Raw genomic sequence first — 19,792 nt, forward strand, 5'->3', positions numbered from 1 at the left:
TGGCACATTTGGCAACGCAACCGTTTGATATTCTGTTTACTCTGGTTCATCAACCTCAAAGACTTGGCGCAGATAGGCAAGATACGTGTCATTATTGATCATGGTCTTGCCTGGGCTATCGGATAGCTTAGCAACTGGCTGACCATTGCACTCTACCAATTTAAGCACGATATTAATCGGTGTAATACCCATATCATTGGTCAGATTGGTGCCGATGCCGAAACTCGTTCTAATGCGACCTTTAAAGTATTGATGCAGCTCCCACGCCTTCTCTAAATTTAACCCATCGCTAAAAGTTAGAATTTTAGTTTTTGGGTCTATTTTTAGCTTCTCATAATGGGCAATCGCCTTATCGCCCCAAATATAGGGGTCACCGCTATCATGACGTAACCCATCAAACAGCTTAGCAAAATACAAGTCGAAATCACGTAAGAACGCATCCATGCCGACTACATCTGTCAATGCAATACCTAAATCACCACGGTACTCATGCACCCATGCTTCAAGCGCGGCTTTTTGTGAGTCACGCAGACGCACATCTAATGCCTGAAACGCCTGCATAAACTCATGCGCCATGGTGCCTATTGGCGTCATTCCTAGTTGCTTGGCCAAATATACGTTAGATGTACCACCGACTATCTTTGGCTCAGCTTTATGTAGTGTCTCTACGACATGTGCTTGCCAGCGTCGACTAAAGCGTCTACGCGTGCCAAAATCAGCGACTATAAATGGCGGCGTATCTTGACCGTACTGGGTTTGCGCTTCGGCATACTGATGTAATAGCGCCACTTTTGCATCGAGGCGACGTTGTCCTTCTTCAATCACGCTGTCATTAGATAGCGCATTAAAATACAGCTCATTGACAATAGCCAGTACAAATACTTCAAAGAACATCGCTTGAATCATCGGCCCTTCGATATCGATAAACAGGCGACCTTTATCGTCTGTACTTACCGTAATAAAACGACGCTTTAGCTTAAACAATTCTAGATAGTCAACGAAATCTGAGCGAATAAAGCGTAAGCTACGCAAGTACTCGAGCTCATCTGGCAAAAAGCGCAATTCGCATAAGCTGTCTAGTTGCTGCTCTAGATCTTTTTGGATATCAGCCAATGGATAGGCGGCATCTTTGTTATTACGGCAGCGAAAGCGATAAACACCATGGGTTTGCGGGAACTGATGCAGCATGGCTTGTAACATCGTAAATTTGTACAAATCATTATCAAGCAATGAAGTAATAATAGGTGCATAAGAAACGGTCATGCTATGGCCTTAAAAGTGCAAAATAAGAAACAAACGTCATTTGATAGACAAAGCGACATCATATGTGGACGATAAACAATACACGCTCATTCATTATGAGCCATCGATAAACCGTTCAGTATAACGAAGTTTGGTATTTATTTCAGAGTTCACTTTTGATTACCGTAAAATGACAGTGAAATTCCAATAAAACAATTACTCAGACCATTCATAAAAGCATCGTATAAGTCTATCCTGAAAATCTATTCATAGATGGTTAGCACAACCTATGATTTTGCACTCATAAACTGCTCGACGTAGTCATCAGCAGGATTATGCCGCAACTCGCTTGGTGTCCCCGTTTGTATGAGTCGACCACCATTTAGCATACTGATACGCTGACCTACTTTGACAGCTTCATCGATGTCATGGGTAATAAATACAATGGTCTTGTTCAATCGATCTTGTAATTCGAGTAGTTGGTCTTGCAACTGAGCGCGAATGAGCGGATCAAGTGCAGAGAACGCTTCATCCATTAGCAAAATTGGATTATCCGTCGCTAAGGCACGAGCCAAACCAACGCGCTGCTGCATTCCCCCTGAGAGCTCATCAGGGTAGCTGTTTTCCAAATTGGATAGACCTACTTCATTTAGCCAATACCGTGCAATTTCGTGGCGATCTTTGGTACTCATTTTTCGCACGCGTAGACCATAAGCGACGTTTTGCATAACTGTCATGTGTGGCACGAGGCCAAAGTGCTGAAAGACCATACTGACGGTCTGCTGACGATAATGCTGCAACTGCTTATCGTTGAGCGCTAAAATATTAATAGCGGTAGCAGAACGCTCTTCTACTACCGTACTTGTATTATCTGTCGCTGATTGCCTATCAGCCATCTTGTGGGTAGCATGGTCTCTATTCAAAGCAGTATCTACCCATATCTCGCCACTGGTTGGATCTATCAAGCGGTTAATATGACGTATCAGCGTTGACTTGCCAGAGCCTGACAGTCCCATGATGCAATGCAACTCGCCTGCCTTGATATCTAGATTGATATCATAAAGACCAACTGAATAGCCCGTTTGCTCTTTTACTTTGATGCTATCCATACCCTCAGCCAGCAATGCCAATGCAGACTGTGCTTGCGTACTACTGGCATTATAAATCTTACTGATATTTTTCAATTGGATATGATTCATCGGTGCTCTCACTATTCACGTGGTTTTTATCATTAGGGCTTCGGTCAATTACCATGGATTCAGTCGTATGCCACTAGACAACTTTCTATCCAATCGGACGTCTGCCTGCTTCGATGGTTTTTTGACGGGTACGCTTACCTTGACCAAATGCTTGCGTAATACGGTCAATGATAATAGCAACGATAACGATGGCCGTACCTGCTTGTAGGCCCTGACCGATATTGAGCGTTTGGATAGACTGCAATACATCTTCACCAAGCCCCGGAGCACCAATCATTGAAGCCAATACCACCATGGCAAGTGACATCATCACAGCCTGATTGATACCTGCCATAATACTGGGCAATGCTTGTGGCAATTTAATCCAGAGAAGTAGCTGTAAATGCGTACTACCAAAGGATCGTCCTGCTTCGACCATTTCATGATTGACTTGTGTAATCCCTAACGTCGTCAGACGAATCAAGGGCGGCAGTGCATAAATCACAGTCGCAAATAACGCAGGCACTTTACCAATACCAAACAACATCAGCACTGGTATGAGATATACAAAACTCGGCATGGTCTGCATGATATCTAGCACTGGCGTCACTATCTTGCGTAGCAGTTTGCTACCTGACATAGCGATACCAATAGGAATACCAATCACTACCGTGACCAGTACCGATACGATAAGCAGCGCTAAAGTATCAATCAGTGCGCCCCATAAACCAAAAGCGCCAATCAAAAACAGCCCTGCACCACATGCCAGCGCGAACCAAATCTTGCGGACACCAAACCAGCCAAGCACAGTCACAAATGCAATAATCAGCCAAGGCGGGATAACCGTTAATAATCTCTCAATAGGTAGTAGCAAATAAGTAAGCGCCATCGTGCTAATAGTACGAAATACATCACCATAGTTTTGGACGACGTTTGCTAAAGCATTATTAAGCGGGGTCTCAAGCGACCATGAAGGAAAGCTTGAGGCGAGCGCTGACGCATTGATACTAGATGCAGTTGCTTTTGTAGAGATAGCATCCGTTGAGCTAAGGCCTAACTTAGTAGCAAGATTGGTAGCGGCTTCATCGGATAACCATGCTTGCCAAACCTCTGGGTTGTCACGCAAAAACACCATGGCTTGCTCATCGCCAGTACGTTTGCTTTCGCTCATCTCCAAGATAGCACCGTTGAGCTCATCAGAGGTAAATTGCACCTTTTCAAAGACAGCTGCTAGTTCGGGATTGGATTCGACAAACGGGGTAGAAACAGCAATACCTAACGGTGATACTGGGAATCCTGACACGCAATCCATCTTACCATCAGCGAGCAGCAGATTTTGCCAACAAGCATCCTCATAAGCTGGAAACTCTAATGGCGCAAGGTCATATTTTGCCATTAGCCCAGTGGGTTGCCAGTAGTAAAACAACAGTGGCTTATGCTGTTCAAAAGCGGAGGCAATTTCGGCATCGAGAGCAGCACCTGTACCAGGGTGTGCGTTGTTAAAAAGACTGTCTAGACCGGTGGTTTTTAGCAAACGTGTGTTAAAAATCTCACACGTCCAACCAGAGGGGCAGTTCATAAAGCGAGATTTACCAGGATCTTCAGGGTCTTTAAATAGCTCAGTATATTTAGGCAAATCTTGATAGCTGCGAAGTCCTGGATTCTCTTCCAAGACGTATCGCGGGACGTACCAGCCTTGAGTTGCACCGCCTTTGAGCGTATCGCCGATAATGGCTACTTTATTTTGCTCAATGGATTTTTCCATGATTGGCGAGCGACCAACCCACTGCTCCCCGATGACCTGAATGTCATTCTGTGAGAGCGCTGTATCAAGTGCAGGCCCTGCTCCTGGCACTTCTTCTACCGTACAACCGTATCCATCTTCTACGATATGTCTGAGTACGCCAGAGGTAAACTGCCCACTCTCCCAGGTTAGCGCCCCAAATTTGATCGGTGATTCACACGCCGCTGACGCCGATACAGGCAGTAGTAACGCGCTCATCCAAAGTAAGCTTAATGCAATCCATTGGCGCATACTCTTTCCTATTATTATGTTGTATCGGCATGAAGTCACTATCAAAACAATAGAACTAAAAAATAGCTGAACGTCGCTATATCAAGTTTACCAATGCTAGCTCTAGACCATTCAGCCACTATCTACTGTTGTTTAGACTTACTACAAAGTGTAGCGATTTATAGAAGTGATGACAAACGCTTATTTGTCGATTAACGCATTAGATAAATTTACGATAATTTTGATAAAGCTCTTATGACACGTCGCTCTTAATTTGAGAAATCTATGTTTGTAAATTCATATTTTAGACAAAAAAATAGCACCTATCTGGATAGGTGCTATTGGTTATGATATCGACTAAAAAAGGTCACTATTAATTTCTATAGCTACTATAAAATGTCTAATTCAAGAATTGTTATTTTAAAGACTGTTATTTCAAGAACAGTTATTTCAAAAAAAGCGCCATCGCCTTTTTAAACAGTCCACCATAAGGCGGCAATAATAAATTCAGGCCATTGAGCTTGGTTTGGACAAAAATCGGCTTCATATGGCTGAGGCGTTCAAAGCCGGCCTTACCATGGTATGCGCCAGTACCAGAGTCACCCACACCACCAAACGGCAAATCATGCTGAGCCACATGTATCAAAACTTCGTTGATACATAAGCCACCTGAGACCGTATTATTACGAACGTTTTCGATACTGCTGTAGTTGTCACTAAACACATATAGCGCCAATGGCCGTGGACGCGAATTTACAAAGTAAATGGCATCATCAAGCGTCTCATAATGCATCAGCGGCAATATCGGAGCAAAAATCTCGTTTTGCATAAGGTCGCTATCAGGCGCAGGCTCGCTGACGATGACTGGCGGCATCAGACGGGTTTCTATATTGGGTTCGGCGCCAGTTAACGCATGTACCTCGCCACCTGTTAGCGCATCTAGATAGCCATTTACCCGTTTGAACTGCTCACCATTAATAATGCGAGAGTAATCTGGGTTTTCTTCAATATTAGGATAATGCTTGGTCATCCACTCTTTTGCGAGTTGGATAAACTGGTCATGGTATTGGCGCTGAATCAAGACATAATCTGGCGCAATACACGTCTGCCCAGCATTTAGTGTCTTACCCATCATCACTCGATTGACGACAGACTCTAGATTGGCATCATCTAGTACGATCACTGGTGATTTACCACCAAGCTCAAGCGTCACTGGCGTTAAATTAGGCGCAGCCGCAGCCATGACTTTTTTGCCCACCGCAGTCGATCCGGTATATAGCAGATGGTCAAATGGTAGCTCACTAAAGGCGGCGGCAATCTCAACTTCACCGAGCACCACACAGATCATATCTGGCGAAAAATAACGAGCAATGGCATCAGCAAACGTCTGAGCAAATTGCGGTGCGGCTTCACTCATCTTGACCATAATGCGATTGCCTGCGGTGATTGCATCAATCATCGGGCCAATTGCTAAAAATAATGGATAGTTCCAAGGCACCATGATACCGACCACACCCAATGGCTGCGGCTGAATTTCATTATGGGCTGGCATATATAGCGCTGAAATAGGCGCACGATGTGCTTTCATCCACTTTTTGCCGTGTTTCTTGGCGTGACTGATACCGGTAAAGCTAGGAAACAACTCAGCAAACTGCGTCTCTGACTGGCTACGATAGCCAAAGTCTGCACTAATCGCCTTTGCAAAACTCTCTTGGTTATCGCTAAGCATCACTTCTAGATTGTCTAGCTGCGTCGTACGTGTGCCCCAATCATTGATTGGCTGGGTACGGCTTAACATTTGCAAGCGTGCAAATTGCGCTTTCATCTCATCGATAGTCTTCGCCGTACTTAGGGCTTCAGGCACACGCTGCAGCGCAAAACCGGTCTCGGTCACTGGCTGCTCATGGGCGCTTTGGTTGCTATCTGTCATTTGTCTTCCTTGTCATAATCATAATAATAGTCATAAGGTTTGTAATCACTATACTATATTGGGTTAGAGGCTCTATCTTTCTTTCTAGTCAGGTGCACTCTTTGATAACCTACTCTGACTATAAACTTCATCAGATTCCATTCATCACACTTTAATGTAGCGCATCGACTGAGCAATGAACAGCACCTTTGGTTGACTACTGCGTCTGTACTAGCAGTACCTTTATAAGCGACTTACCACTGTTCTATACCTATTATTTCATCATCAATTGCTAGCTGTTTTCTATTAGCATTTACGCCATTTACAGACATTGCGCCAGTATATATCTTTGGGCGATAGTCGCCAAAACTGCTACACTACCGATGAGCATTATTTATTTTAAACTTGATAATAATAAGACAGATACTCTCATGCAAAATGACACACAACCCCTTAATGATACGCTTGTCAGCAAATCTCTCTCAGCGGCCGATTATGTCCCTACTCTCGATGCGATGCTGGCACGCACCCTCGAACGTATCGATCTAAAAAAACAACAAGGGCTGCGTACGCCTGATGAATTGTGGATTGTCGATCATAACGATGTCTACACGCTTGGACAGGCAGGTAAAGAAGAGCACATATTACAGCGTACTGATACACCTATCATCAAGACCGATCGCGGTGGTCAGGTGACATGGCACGGGCATGGACAGCTGGTTATCTATTGGTTGTTTGACTTGGACAGCCTCAAATGGAGTGTGCGCAATCTTGTCTCCCATGCTGAGCAAGCGATAGAAGACGTCATCAATGACTGTTTGCGTAGCTCACCGTCTAATAGTGACAATATCAGTGCTCATGCGCGCCGCGATGCCCCAGGTGTCTACCTATATGCAGATACTGCTGCAACAGATGACAGCACCGCTACAGATGACAGTTCTCTTGATAATAAAATTATGCTGGGCAAAATGGCCTCGCTAGGCTTTAAGATTAAGCATGGCTTCAGCTACCATGGTATTGCGATTAATTTAAATTGTGACCTATCTTCATTTAACGCTATCAATCCTTGTGGCTATGCTGGCATGCAAATGTTGCGACTGTCTGACTTTGTAGCCATGCAGACAGATTCAGAGCAAACAGAGCTAGAGGCGCAGACCGAACAGCAAATGAGCGATTCATTCAGCTATGAGACAGTCACTCAAAAACTTATCGATAACATCGCCAAGCGCCATGCTGGACTGATTGAGTTGCGAGCTATCGCACCCAAGTAAGTTTTGAGCCCATTTTTGCATAATCTTTTTTTGCATAATATCTTGCACGCTTAGACTTAAATATTAAGAGAAAATTCAGTACAAACTTGCTATAATCGCATGCAGTACAAATTGGACGCAGCAATTATCCTTGCTGTATCCCTAGCTCAACCCCTTATTCAAACATCTAAAACAAAAGCAAATTGGAGCATTTTATGGCAGATTTTAACAAAATTTTGGACGCAGGCGACGTAGACGGCGGCATCATCAATGTAGTAGTAGAGATCCCAGCTGGTAGCAGCCATAAAATTGAGTGGAATCGCGAATTAGCAGTATTTGAGCTTGACCGTATTGACCCACAGATTTTTGCCAAACCTTGTAACTATGGCTTCATCCCACAAACACTTGACGAAGACGGTGATGAGCTTGACGTATTGCTATTGACTGAACAGCCACTACCGACTGGTATTTTCTTAAAAGCCAAAGTTATCGGTGTCATGAAGTTTGTTGATGATGGCGAAGTAGATGACAAAATCGTTGTCGTACCTGCTGATGACCGTGATACAGGCAATGCTTACAACAGCTTAGAAGACCTACCAAAGCAGTTAATCAACCAGTTAGAGTTCCATTTCAGCCATTACAAAGACCTGAAAAAAGCTGGTACGACGGTTGTTGAATCTTGGGGCGATGTCGCAGAAGCGAAAGAAGTTATCAAAGAGTCTATCCAACGTTGGAAAGATCTATAATTATCAAATATTGGCAAAACTGCCAATAACGATAAATAATAAAATACCGCAGTCACCATAGTGGCCGCGGTATTTTTTTTGCTTGAACATTGCTTATCTAACATGGTTATAATGAGCATATAACTCATTCGCACTTATACGCCGTAATAAGGACAGTCATGTTTAACCCCGACCCTAGCGCAAAACCGGTCAATACCAAGTTGCCAAAAGACGTCATTATGATGGTCGAAAAAAACAACCTAGTAATGGCCATCAAAACTTTGGCGGCAGACGAAAACATCAGTATGGATGAAGCCAAAAGTAGAATTGATGCTTATGAGACCCAGCTGAAAGTAAAGCAACAACAGAAGCTCAATACTATCGCTAGTAAACAAGGCATTCCAAATCAAGCCATCAGCTTTGATAGAGAGCAAGAGGAAGAAGAGCCTGGACCATTGGTAAAAAATCGTGTTAAAACCACCAAACAGAGTCAAGGGTTTAAGGGGCTGCAAGATGGTGTCGATAGTCAGTTGAATGACTTAGGCTATAAGAAACCCCTACTACCTTATTGGCTAAAACGATTGCTCGTGATCGCTGTCTTGATGATAGGAATATTTTGGATATTATGGCGAGTATTTGGTTAAGTGATTTAGCTAAATAAAGGACTGAATCAACATACCTTCTATAAAACTGCATACCGACTAGCTACAATTTAAGAATGTAGCTAGTCGGTATGCTAATTGAAAACCTACCCTTGAATCCTTTCAAGCGTCCATTAATCTCAAATTACTCAGAGCAACCCTTTATATAAGAAGTAACAGCCTACGACAGTCAACAGTACCGCAAAGCATTTTTTCAGCAACTGTGGCGATAATGCGTGAGCGACTTTTGCGCCTATCTTGGCGGTGAAAAAGCTCATGATGCTAATGCCTAAAAAAGCATAGATATGGACAAAGCCAATCGTATTGGGCACGTCGACTTGCGCTTGCATGCCAAAGAACATAAATCCTAGCGCACCTGCAATGGCGATAGGTAAACCACAAGCGGCTGAGGTTCCAACGGCTTTTTGCATCACCACACCGTAACGTGTGAGATAAGGTACGGTTAAGCTACCACCGCCAATCCCAAAAATAGCAGAAGCAATACCGATACCCGCCCCTGCTGCTAATTGCTTAGGCTTTGAAGGCAAAGCTATATGAACATTACCAGCATCGCTATTTGCTTTCTTTTTACCACCCATAAACATTTTATAAGCGACCCAAAGCAAAAACACACCAACAATCAACTGCAGATATAAACCAGATATCTGTCCTGCGATCCCTGCTCCTAAAAAGCAGCCTATTGCTAAGCCTGGCGTCAGATTTTTAAAGACAGGCCACATGACTGCGCCTTTCTTATTATGCGCCATGAGCGAGCTTATGGACGTGACAATAATGGTTGCCAGTGAAGTACCCAAGGCCAAGTGCATAATACTGTCAGGACTGTAACCCATTTGCGTAAAGACAATAAATAGCAGTGGTACGATAATAGTCCCACCGCCCACTCCAAATAGCCCCGCAGCAAATCCTGCTAGCGCCCCTATTACTAAAAAAGTTATTAATTCCACAGGATAGTTACTTCTTATTTAGATTTAATGAGATGATAATTATAGTTAAACGACTGCTTAATGTTGAACGAGCAATAGCCCATAGGCTCAGGTGTTGGACTATAAATACTGGATTAAATAAGTTCCACTTGCCCCACTCTAGAGTAGGCACGGTTAAAGTAAACCAACCCTTCATCAGTGCCGCCTTGTGGCTCAGCCTGATTGATGGCGACAATGCGGCACATAAAGACGCTATGCGTGCCGACTTCTTGAATTTGTTCAATCTCACAATCAAAGCTGACCAAGGCATCCTCCAGTACAGGAGCGCCTGTTTGTAATTGTGTCCAAGAACCATATTCAAACCGTTCTTCTGAACACAATTTAGAGGCAAAAGCATTGGACAGCTGCTCATGTTGCGCGCCTAACACATTGACACTTAAAATCTTGTTTTCCAGAAAGTAGCCATGTGACCGAGACGTTTGATTCATACAGACAAGCAAGGTCGGCGGTGTGTCTGTGACACTACATACTGCCGATGCTGTAAACCCATGCATGCCCGTCGCACCTGCTGTGGTCACCACATTGACCGCAGTCGTTAGCAAAGACATGGCATCTCTAAAGTCGGTCGCGTCAATCCTATCTTTAATCATTGCTTCAATCCCGAGAAACGTTAAAAAATAACGTTAAAAAATTGTGCTTCAATTTTAGTTTTGCAAGGGAAATTCTTTAAATAGAATTTCCTAAACGGCTCAACTCTAAGCAGTCAGTTCTTGACGAACGATTTGAGCACCAGCGCTTAAGGCCGCGAGCTTACCACGTGCGACTTGGCGAGACAAAGGTGCCATGCCGCAGTTAGTGGCAGGATACAGCTTGTCAGCATCGACAAATTGTAGCGCTTTGCGTAGCGTATCTGCTACCTCTTCTGGTGTCTCGATAGTGTTGGTTGCCACATCAATGGCACCGACCATCACTTTTTTACCACGAATCAATTCAATCAGATCCATAGGTACACGTGAGTTTTGACACTCAAGTGAGACAATATCGATTTTCGACTGTTGCAATTTAGGGAACGCTTTTTCGTATTCGCGCCACTCTGAACCCAGTGTCTTTTTCCAATCGGTATTGGCTTTGATGCCATAGCCGTAGCAAATATGGACAGCTGTCTCACATTTTAGGCCTTCAATGGCGCGCTCTAAAGTTGCAATACCCCAGTCGTTCACATCATCAAAGAATACATTAAATGCTGGCTCATCAAACTGGATAATATCGACGCCAGCCGCTTCTAATTCTTTTGCCTCTTGGTTCAGGATTTTAGCAAATTCCCAAGCCAATTTTTCACGGCTTTTATAATGACCGTCATATAACGTATCAATCATCGTCATCGGCCCTGGCAACGCCCATTTGATTGGCTGATCAGTTTGCTGGCGTAAAAACTTGGCATCATCAACAAACACGGACTTCGGACGGCTCACCGCACCAACGACTGATGGCACGCTCGCATCATAGCGATTACGAATTTTGACCGTCTCACGCTTCTCAAAGTCGACACCATCAAGGTGTTCGATGAACGTAGTCACAAAATGCTGACGGGTCTGCTCGCCATCACTGACAATATCAATCCCTGCATGCTGCTGCTCTTGCAATGATACACGCAGCGCATCTCGCTTGGCTTCAAGCAACTGCTCGCCCTCTAATGCCCAAGGTGACCAAATTTTCTCGGGTTCTGCTAGCCAAGAAGGTTTTGGTAAGCTGCCAGCGGTAGACGTCGGTAATAGTAGTTTCATACGATTTATCTTCTAATTAATTTATTTTTTATTATGTTGATGAGTGATGCTCAGTTAAGCGGCTTGCTTCCTAGACGTTTCTTTATCAGCAGCTTCTTTTTGAGCAGTATCGCCCGTTACATCATAGCTTGCAGCCCATTCCTCAAGGATTGTTTGATACGGCTTAATAAAATGCGTCTCAGTAAATCTGCCTTGGGTCACTGCCATCTGACTGCGTTCGGCACGGTCATAGACCACTTGAGTCAATGAATAGTCTTGGTAGTTCAGGCTAGGTTGATATACTTGACCAGCGCTTGAATTGGCGTTGTAAATCTCAGGACGGTAGATCTTCTGAAAGGTCTCCATAGTACTGATTGCACTAATCAGCTCAAGATCGGTGTAATCACTGAGCAAGTCCCCTGCAAAATAAAATGCTAGCGGCGCGGCACTACCTTCAGGCTTAAAATAACGTACTGTTAATCCCATTTTATGAAAATAGTCGTCGGTCAACGAGTATTCATCTTGCTTGTATTCAATGCCCAATACAGGATGTTGATTAACAGTACGATAGTAAGTCTTGCTGGTTGACACGCTCAGGCAAATCACAGGTTTTTTTTGAAAATGAGCGTTGTAAGCTTCTGAATTCAATAAGTATTGAAATAATTTTCCATGCAACTCACCAAAATTATCTGGCGTTATGGATGCTAGGTTTTTGTCGCGATGCTCTGGTAACACAATACTAAAGTCATAATCACGCACATAAGAGGAGAAGCTGTTGCCAACCATACCGTCGATACGCTTGTTTTCTTTATGATCCACAATCGTGGTTTTTAGCGTTTCGATAATAGGAAACGTCTGACCATTGCCTTTAACATCTAGATCGACAGAGATAATATCAACTTCAACAGAATAACGATCTGCTGTCAGATTGTCCCAATGCGCCAATGCATTGAATCGATTATTAATCATGGTTAACGTTTTGCGTAAGTTCTCTTGACGGTGCTCGCCGCGTGCCAAATTTGCAAAGTTAGTCGTCAAACGCGTGCTATCTGCAGGCTGATAGTTTTCGTCAAAACGAATGTGCTTAATTGAACAATTGAATTCTTTACTCATGGTGATCCGCTACCTTATTTATCTGAGATAAAACCAAATCTGTGTATGAGGTGAATCATACCGAAATCTAAACATGAATAAAAACGATACAATTTAAACATAAGATGAATTTTATTCATCTTCCTGAAACTTAGATATATAAAGGAAATTTAACAGCGGAATTTTTAAGGATTTATTTAACGTACAACTAAGCCCTTCACACAATGGCAGCGAAGAGGCTTTTATACTGCTTAAGCATATTTTTAAGGCATAAAAAAAGGATACCATCGTATCCTTTTTTTTGTTTTCGTAATAATTGAGAATAAACCTATCTTAGTGATGCTCACCAGGGAGAATTCTGGCAAAGGCACGCTGAGCAAAGTTAGGCTTACTATCAGTCGTTTGCGCTGCCGTCGAACTTGGGAAGATACGATAACCAATTGATTGAATACCGACGTTAAAGGCTGGCACCAACGAGTACGTCGCTGAGGCGAATTTGCCCATATTACTGGCGATACTGTTTGGCTTATGGACAATCGCTTTTGCGACCATTAATGCGGCTTCATCAGGCATCAAAGCTGGCATATAACGGTATAGTTTGGTTGGGGCAATCATAGGGGTACGTACCAAGGGCATAAAGATATTGGTGACCTTGATATTATCGCCTTTGACTTCCGCGGCTAAGCAACGACTAAACGCATCTAACGCAGATTTTGACGCCACATACGCAGCAAAACGAGGGCTGTTGGCCAATACCCCAATCGAAGAGATATTGACAACTTGACCCGTTTGGCGGTTAATCATCGTCGGCAAGAAACCAAGAATAATTTTGACCGCGCCAAAATAATTGATCTCCATGGTGCGCTCAAAGTCATGAAAACGGTTGACCGACTCATGTACCGAACGGCGAATCGAACGACCAGCATTATTGACCAATACATCCACATGTTTAAAATCAGCAAGAATTTGTTCGCTGATTTTTTCAATCTCATCCATATTGGTGAGGTCACATGGATAGTAGCTAGCCGCGCCGCCAAGTGTTTCAATATTTTCCTTGACCATTTTTAGCTTATCTTCAGTACGGGCCAGCAAAATAACATGCGCGCCGCATTCACTGAGCAAAAAAGCCGTACGCTCGCCGATACCACTTGAAGCGCCTGTGATGATAATATTCTTGCCTTTGACGGCTTTGGTGATTGCTTTTTTCGAGAGATTGGCCATAAAAAGTCCTTTTCGTTTATTCTATAGTTATTGGTATTCGGTTATAGCATAGCAAAAAAATGTTGTATGGAGTGAACAAAACCATAGTGGGCATTAGCTGACGGGATCTTTACAAATTTCGTCGTCAACATAAATATTTATAAATACATTTTTAGCTTATTGTTAATTACTAATTACTAATTACTAATTACTAATTACTAATTACTAAGTGCTAAGTGCTAAGTACCAAGTGTTAAGTGCTAAGCTTTTTTTTGATCAATTATGAGGAGTATCTGCTTTGATAGAAACACTAACTCACTATATCGACTTAATTGCCAAAATGATCGAAGTCATTGGCGTCCTCATTATGTTTTTTGGGCTATTTCTTGCCTTGTATAAAGCTTTTCGAGCGTCGGGGCATTTCAATAATGATACTTATGTTGAAATCAGGCAGACCGTAGGCAAGTCTATATTGTTAGGATTAGAGGTGCTAATCGCCGCTGATATCGTGGCTACTGTCGTCACCGAGCCATCGCTACGCAGCGTACTGGTGCTAGGTTTTATCGTACTGATTCGAACCTTTTTAAGCTTATCGTTACAGGTTGAATTAGAAGGACGGTTCCCTTGGCAAAATAGAAAGCCTGCGCCTGATAAACAGTCTGATACTGACAATCATACTGTGCCAATTGATAAAACATAGCTGTTGGACAAAAATGCCATCAAAAAGCGATGCATAGACATGATTAGCACGAGTTTATAAAACAAGATTTAAGCGTTTGCTATTCGTGCGCCTGCAAAAAAGTCTCGACCACTTTAAATTGCCCAGCCGTGCTCTCTTCGCCATACATCGCCTGTCTAAAGGCGTTGGAGTTTGGAATACCTGTCGTATACCATGCAATATGTTTGCGAGCGATACGGCAGCCTGAGTACTCCCCATAAAAATCATAGAGCTCTTGCAAATGGGCCAGTACGATCTCTTTTATCTCACTGACGCTTGGTGCCTCTAGGCGCTCGCCAGTACGCAAAAAGTGCTCAATATCGCGAAATATCCATGGTTGCCCTTGTGCAGCACGCCCAATCATCACCGCATCACAGCCTGTCATCTCATAGACGTGTTGGGCTTTTTGCGCGCTATCTATATCACCGTTAGCAATAACAGGAATACTGATACTTTCTTTGACTTCGCGTATTAGCTCATAGCGTGCATTGCCTGTATACATGTCTTCACGCGTACGGCCATGAATAGCAACCGCTGCAATGCCTGCCTGCTCAGCACGCTTGGCGACTCGTAAGATATTTTCACGACCGTTTTCAAAGCCTAGACGTGTCTTTAGCGTGACAGGTGCATCAACGGCATTGACCGTTGCATCTAGTAAACGCGCGACCAAATCTTCGTCTTGCAACAATGCAGAGCCTGCCAGCTTACGACAGACTTTTTTGGCAGGACAGCCCATATTGATATCGATAATCTGCGCGCCATTATCGATTTGATAACGAGCCGCTTCAGCCAATTTGTCTGGCTCTGCGCCTGCTATCTGTGCAGAAATAGGCGCAATCTCATTGTCGAAATTGGCACGATATAGGGATTTTTTGCGTGCATAAAGTGCCGTATCAGCGATGATCATCTCGCTGACCGCATGACCTGCGCCAAATGATTTGCACAATCGGCGAAAAGGATTGTCCGTCACGCCCGCCATCGGCGCAACCATCAAACGGTTTTCAATCGTCAGGCCACCGATATTTAATGGCTGTAATAGCGGATGATCAGACAAAGTCGAGGACGAAGGTAAAATGAGAGAATCAATAGACATAAAAAACGGCTTGATTTGTAAAGAAAACAAGCCGTTATTCTAAGGATTCGTGCACATAATGCAAGCGATTAACGTGAATAGCTTGCATAAGCATTACTCGTTTTTAATAAATCCCATGCATTATTTATCAAGCACACTGCCCTGCTCTAGCGTGATGTCATCATCATGCTCTTGCATGCGCCACGGTAGACTATCAGGCGATACATTGAGGAAATGTAAATACTTCTCAAACTGATCAATGATGTCATTAATCACTGATTCAGATTTGTAGCCGTATAAATCATAGGTCTGACCACCACGGCGTAGATACACCTCAGCGCGATGATGGTGCTCTTGTGGCAAAGTATCTGCGCTGTCTTCAGTATAATAATCAGGCGCATCATGCTCAGATAAGCGTACCTCATACCAAAACTCGACATCGTCACCGCGCTGTAGCTCTAATACGGCTCGGTTATTGACCGCATCATAGTTGACCTCAGTCGTCCAGCCAGTTTCTGCAAATTTAGACGACACCTCCATCATCGAAGGCATAACCACTTCTTTAATATAGCTAAGAACCTTTTCACGCGTTGGCTTATCGGTCATATAATCAATACGCTCGCGCCATGCAGACGGTTTGAGTAAATGCGGCGGCAGTCTGTTGTCATTACCAAGGCTCTGATTACGATGTCCTTCGATACGTAACGCACGCCACATACCAAACATAGAAATCAGAATAATAATCGCAAAAGGTAACGCACTAACGATAGCCGCTGTCTGTAGGGCTTCTAAACCACCTGCAAGTAGCAATACTGCTGCGACAGCACCTTCAGTCACTACCCAAAAGCTACGCTGCCACCATGGTGTATCACTGCGACCACCTGCCGCTAGCGAGTCGATTACCAATGAGCCAGAATCCGATGACGTCACAAAAAACGTAATAATCAACAAAATAGTCAATGACGACACAAATTCGGTAAACGGTAGATTCTCTAACAGTTTAAACAAAGCTATCGCTTGGTTGTTTTGTACTTCACTGATTAATGAGGTATAACCATCGACCATAATCATATGTAGCGCGGTATCACCAAACACAGAAAACCAGAAGAACGTAAAGAACGTTGGCACCAACATCACACCGAGTACAAACTCACGGATGGTACGACCACGGCTAATCTTGGCAATAAACAGACCGACAAAGGGGGCCCATGCAATCGTCCATGCAAAGATAAATAAGGTCCAGCTACCGATCCAATCGCTATTCTCATACGCTTGTAAGCTAAAGGTACGCTCAACGATATTACCCAAATAGCTGCCTGTATTTTCCATAAAGGCATTCAAGATAAAAATGGTCGGCCCGACGACAAATACGAACAGCATCAACGCAGTTGCCAATAGCATATTTAAAATAGATAAGCGTTTTACACCCTTATCCATCCCTGCCAATACCGATACCAATGCCGCGGCTGTCACCAATGCAATGGCAATCACCTGTACGGTCGTATTCACTGGAATGATATCTGGCAATAGATAATTGAGTCCCGCATTGATTTGCGACACCGACAAGCCAAGACTGGTCGCAATACCAAACATCGTACCTAATATCGCAAACACATCGACTGTATGACCGATAGGGCCATGAATCCTGTCACCAATAATCGGATATAGCGTCGAGCGTATTGACAGTGGTAAACCATGACGAAACGCAAAATAAGCCAGTGATAAACCAACGACACCATAAATCGCCCAAATATGAAAACCCCAATGAAAATACGCAATTTGCATCGCCTCTTTTGCCGCAGCAATAGTCTGCGGATCCGACATTGGCGGACTAGAAAAGTGCATCACTGGTTCCGCTACCCCATAAAACAGTAGCGCAATCCCGTAACCTGCCGAAAACAGCATGGCAAACCATTCAAGGAATCCATACTCCGCCTCAGCATGATCAGGGCCCAGCTTGATACTGCCATAAGACGAAAACGCCAGTACAATAATGAACATCAAAAACAGTGCCACTGCCAGCATATAAAACCAGCCGAATGTCTCAGTCGTAAAACTAAGCACATCACTAAACAGAGCACCCGCTGCTTCAGGATTAATAGCCGTACCAATGACCAATAGCAGCATAATAATGGCTGCAGGTACAAAGACTGGTAATAAAATAGTCGAACGAGGTAATTTACTCATGAAAGATAATATCCTCAAAAGTTGACGATGCCTTTTTATGAAAATTTTTAATTAAGGCAAAGATTAGAAAATGTGTGTGAATGGTTATAATAATTATCACACTCTTTTCCAAAACCCTAGACAAGCGTTCAACTCGTAACATGACTTTAACGAATGTTACATGACTATTACCAAGAAAATAAAAAAGGCAGCTTGCTAGCTGCCTTTGGATTGTATATGTACTCTACTTTGGTAATTTATAATCTATAAATGCTCGCTAATTCATAAATACCAGTATTTGTTGTACCTAAACAGAAGCAATCTGTTTCCTAACTAAGCATCAATCACTGCCGCCAACTTCTGCGCAATATTTGCCAAATCATTATTATCAGCTTGGGTTACTGCATGACGACCCAATTCATGGATACTTGATGGAATGAGATGTACATGATAATGAAAGACTGTTTGACCTGCTTGTGAGCCATTCAACTGCATTTGGATAACGCCTTCACGCTCAAATACTTGGCGCTGAGCTTGCATGACTTTCTTAGACGTCATTAGCACCGCAGCAGCATATTCAGGCTCAAGATCCGCCAAATCAACGGCTTTCTGTTTTGGTATGACCAATACATGGCCTTCTGCTTGTGGCATGATATCCATAAAGGCGAGCGTTTTATCATCTTCATATACTTTGTGATATGGAATATCACCATCTAACATTTTGGCAAAAATGTTATTGTCATCATAAGCAGTTTGTGGATTTACTTCAGTCATTATTTCTTCCTTTAAGAGTTTTATTATTAGTTAATTAATAGCTTAATAGCTTAATAGCTATCAAAAATAGATAAAAGTGTCTGTCATATAGTGGACGAAATATAGTTTTAGTACAAGTCAGTATGACAATCGAATTTGAAAAATATCAAGCCATATTCCAACCATGCTAGCTCACTAATTTATTGGCGGGCCATGCCCTTAAAATGTTATATTAACCCTCTATTTTAATAACGCTATATTTATGGATTTGCCTACTTTGCCAACTCAAACAAATATGGATAACACTACCGCAACCCTTGATAATCAGGAAGAACACTCTGATATTGAGAGGGAAAGTGGTACTCAAACTATCGATCCAAACGCTATCATATTAGCAGAAGCATTGACTGATAAAGCCATCAGCTGGCAGATACACAATTGTAAAATTATAAAGAAGACTGTCACGCAAGATTTGCCACTGCCTTTTTTGTATCACTATGACAGTTTGGATGATGCAATCAAACAAACGCACCCACTCACTCCTGAGTTACTGCTTCAATTTAATACACCCATGTCGGCTCATGAAGCTGCCAAATTAATCGGCATTGACGAGGAGCTGCTGACCAGCCCTTGGCATGTGAAAATTATCGGCTCGTTGGTGGTATTTAGTGAGGCATTGCAATTGGCTGTACGCCTACATTGGACCAATACGGGTAAAGAGACGCAGCAGGTATATACCAAGGATGCTGCAGATGCAATTACGACGGCGTTCAAAGACTGGCAGTTTTTTGGTCGTGTAGACGTCCTGTATAAAAACACTAAGCAAATATTAATTAGTATTGACGAGCAAAACCCCAATACGCAAGCACTACCTGCCGAATCATTGCTGACGATTGAAGCTAGTAGTGATTATCAACAGCTACTGGCTACTCATGCGCTTGCAACTATTGTGAAATTAGAAGCAGACAAAGCCGATCTTCCTTGGTTTGACAAAGCCATATTAGAACGTATTGAATAGATATTTTAAATAACTGTTTTTTTTGCTCATCGCTTGTGGTTATTAATTCGTTATTATTAATTCGTTATTATTAATTCACTGTTATTAGCATATTGTTTTTAGTTATT

At 43.0% G+C, this 19,792-nt stretch carries 17 protein-coding genes; 5 read left to right on the top strand and 12 right to left on the bottom strand.

Translation table 11 applies throughout. The annotated features are described in order from the left end of the window. Nucleotides 1–36 precede the first annotated feature (36 nt). The 4 genes from pncB to FQV37_RS00545 form a co-directional block, all read right to left on the bottom strand. Entirely contained in the window at nucleotides 37–1,263 is a 1,227-nt protein-coding gene (pncB, locus tag FQV37_RS00530) for a nicotinate phosphoribosyltransferase (RefSeq protein ID WP_160020859.1), read from the bottom strand. Between the two features lie 266 nt (nucleotides 1,264–1,529). Then, on the bottom strand, nucleotides 1,530–2,441 hold the full coding sequence (locus FQV37_RS00535) for an ATP-binding cassette domain-containing protein (protein WP_160020860.1): 912 nt from the start codon (nucleotides 2,439–2,441) through the stop codon (nucleotides 1,530–1,532). An 85-nt stretch (nucleotides 2,442–2,526) separates the two neighbouring features. Continuing rightward, a complete protein-coding gene (locus FQV37_RS00540; protein ID WP_160020861.1) occupies nucleotides 2,527–4,455 on the bottom strand; it encodes a glycine betaine ABC transporter substrate-binding protein in 1,929 nt (642 codons plus the stop codon). Between the two features lie 424 nt (nucleotides 4,456–4,879). Beyond that, nucleotides 4,880–6,364 carry a coniferyl aldehyde dehydrogenase gene (locus FQV37_RS00545; protein WP_160020862.1) on the bottom strand — a complete coding sequence of 495 codons (1,485 nt, stop codon included), beginning with the start codon at nucleotides 6,362–6,364 and terminating at the stop codon, nucleotides 4,880–4,882. 410 nt (nucleotides 6,365–6,774) lie between these two features. Between FQV37_RS00545 and lipB the strand changes: the two genes are divergently transcribed. The 3 genes from lipB (at nucleotide 6,775) to FQV37_RS00560 (ending at nucleotide 8,962) form a co-directional block, all read left to right on the top strand. Beyond that, nucleotides 6,775–7,614, top strand: coding sequence for a lipoyl(octanoyl) transferase LipB (lipB, locus tag FQV37_RS00550; RefSeq protein ID WP_160020863.1), 840 nt, complete (start codon nucleotides 6,775–6,777; stop codon nucleotides 7,612–7,614). Between the two features lie 194 nt (nucleotides 7,615–7,808). Continuing rightward, nucleotides 7,809–8,339 carry an inorganic diphosphatase gene (locus FQV37_RS00555; RefSeq protein WP_057759479.1) on the top strand — a complete coding sequence of 177 codons (531 nt, stop codon included), beginning with the start codon at nucleotides 7,809–7,811 and terminating at the stop codon, nucleotides 8,337–8,339. 158 nt (nucleotides 8,340–8,497) lie between these two features. Continuing rightward, on the top strand, nucleotides 8,498–8,962 hold the full coding sequence (locus FQV37_RS00560) for a hypothetical protein (protein ID WP_057759477.1): 465 nt from the start codon (nucleotides 8,498–8,500) through the stop codon (nucleotides 8,960–8,962). 146 nt (nucleotides 8,963–9,108) lie between these two features. On the opposite strand, the gene FQV37_RS00565 is transcribed toward FQV37_RS00560, so the two are convergent. The 5 genes from FQV37_RS00565 to FQV37_RS00585 all read right to left on the bottom strand — a co-directional run bounded on the left by FQV37_RS00565 (nucleotide 9,109) and on the right by FQV37_RS00585 (nucleotide 13,979). After that, nucleotides 9,109–9,924, bottom strand: coding sequence for a sulfite exporter TauE/SafE family protein (locus FQV37_RS00565; protein ID WP_160020864.1), 816 nt, complete (start codon nucleotides 9,922–9,924; stop codon nucleotides 9,109–9,111). A 113-nt stretch (nucleotides 9,925–10,037) separates the two neighbouring features. Further along, on the bottom strand, nucleotides 10,038–10,553 hold the full coding sequence (locus FQV37_RS00570) for a flavin reductase (RefSeq protein WP_160020865.1): 516 nt from the start codon (nucleotides 10,551–10,553) through the stop codon (nucleotides 10,038–10,040). Between the two features lie 105 nt (nucleotides 10,554–10,658). Continuing rightward, nucleotides 10,659–11,687: a methionine synthase gene (locus tag FQV37_RS00575; protein WP_160020866.1), complete on the bottom strand. Its 1,029-nt coding sequence runs from the start codon at nucleotides 11,685–11,687 to the stop codon at nucleotides 10,659–10,661. A 54-nt stretch (nucleotides 11,688–11,741) separates the two neighbouring features. Beyond that, the gene (locus tag FQV37_RS00580) at nucleotides 11,742–12,779 is read right to left on the bottom strand and encodes a DUF1852 domain-containing protein (protein WP_160020867.1); all 1,038 of its coding nucleotides are present in this window, start codon (nucleotides 12,777–12,779) and stop codon (nucleotides 11,742–11,744) included. 312 nt (nucleotides 12,780–13,091) lie between these two features. Then, complete coding sequence (locus FQV37_RS00585; RefSeq protein ID WP_160020868.1) at nucleotides 13,092–13,979, bottom strand: SDR family NAD(P)-dependent oxidoreductase; 888 nt, start codon at nucleotides 13,977–13,979, stop codon at nucleotides 13,092–13,094. 277 nt (nucleotides 13,980–14,256) lie between these two features. Here FQV37_RS00585 and FQV37_RS00590 point away from each other — a divergent pair, with 277 nt between their 5' ends. Next, entirely contained in the window at nucleotides 14,257–14,658 is a 402-nt protein-coding gene (locus FQV37_RS00590) for a DUF1622 domain-containing protein (RefSeq protein ID WP_205962037.1), read from the top strand. 79 nt (nucleotides 14,659–14,737) lie between these two features. Here FQV37_RS00590 and dusB read toward each other — a convergent pair whose 3' ends face one another. From dusB to FQV37_RS00605, 3 genes are all read right to left on the bottom strand, one after another. Next, a complete protein-coding gene (dusB, locus tag FQV37_RS00595) occupies nucleotides 14,738–15,769 on the bottom strand; it encodes a tRNA dihydrouridine synthase DusB (RefSeq protein ID WP_160020869.1) in 1,032 nt (343 codons plus the stop codon). A gap of 120 nt (nucleotides 15,770–15,889) precedes the next feature. Further along, nucleotides 15,890–17,935 (bottom strand): BCCT family transporter, encoded by a 2,046-nt coding sequence (locus FQV37_RS00600; RefSeq protein WP_160020870.1) that lies wholly within the window; start codon nucleotides 17,933–17,935, stop codon nucleotides 15,890–15,892. Nucleotides 17,936–18,247: 312 nt separating this feature from the next. Next, nucleotides 18,248–18,688, bottom strand: coding sequence for an HIT family protein (locus tag FQV37_RS00605; RefSeq protein ID WP_160020871.1), 441 nt, complete (start codon nucleotides 18,686–18,688; stop codon nucleotides 18,248–18,250). Between the two features lie 241 nt (nucleotides 18,689–18,929). Between FQV37_RS00605 and FQV37_RS00610 the strand changes: the two genes are divergently transcribed. Beyond that, nucleotides 18,930–19,685, top strand: coding sequence for a hypothetical protein (locus FQV37_RS00610; RefSeq protein ID WP_160020872.1), 756 nt, complete (start codon nucleotides 18,930–18,932; stop codon nucleotides 19,683–19,685). Nucleotides 19,686–19,792: the final 107 nt, after the last annotated feature.

The organism is Psychrobacter nivimaris (assembly GCF_009812035.1).
Classification (GTDB): domain Bacteria; phylum Pseudomonadota; class Gammaproteobacteria; order Pseudomonadales; family Moraxellaceae; genus Psychrobacter; species Psychrobacter nivimaris.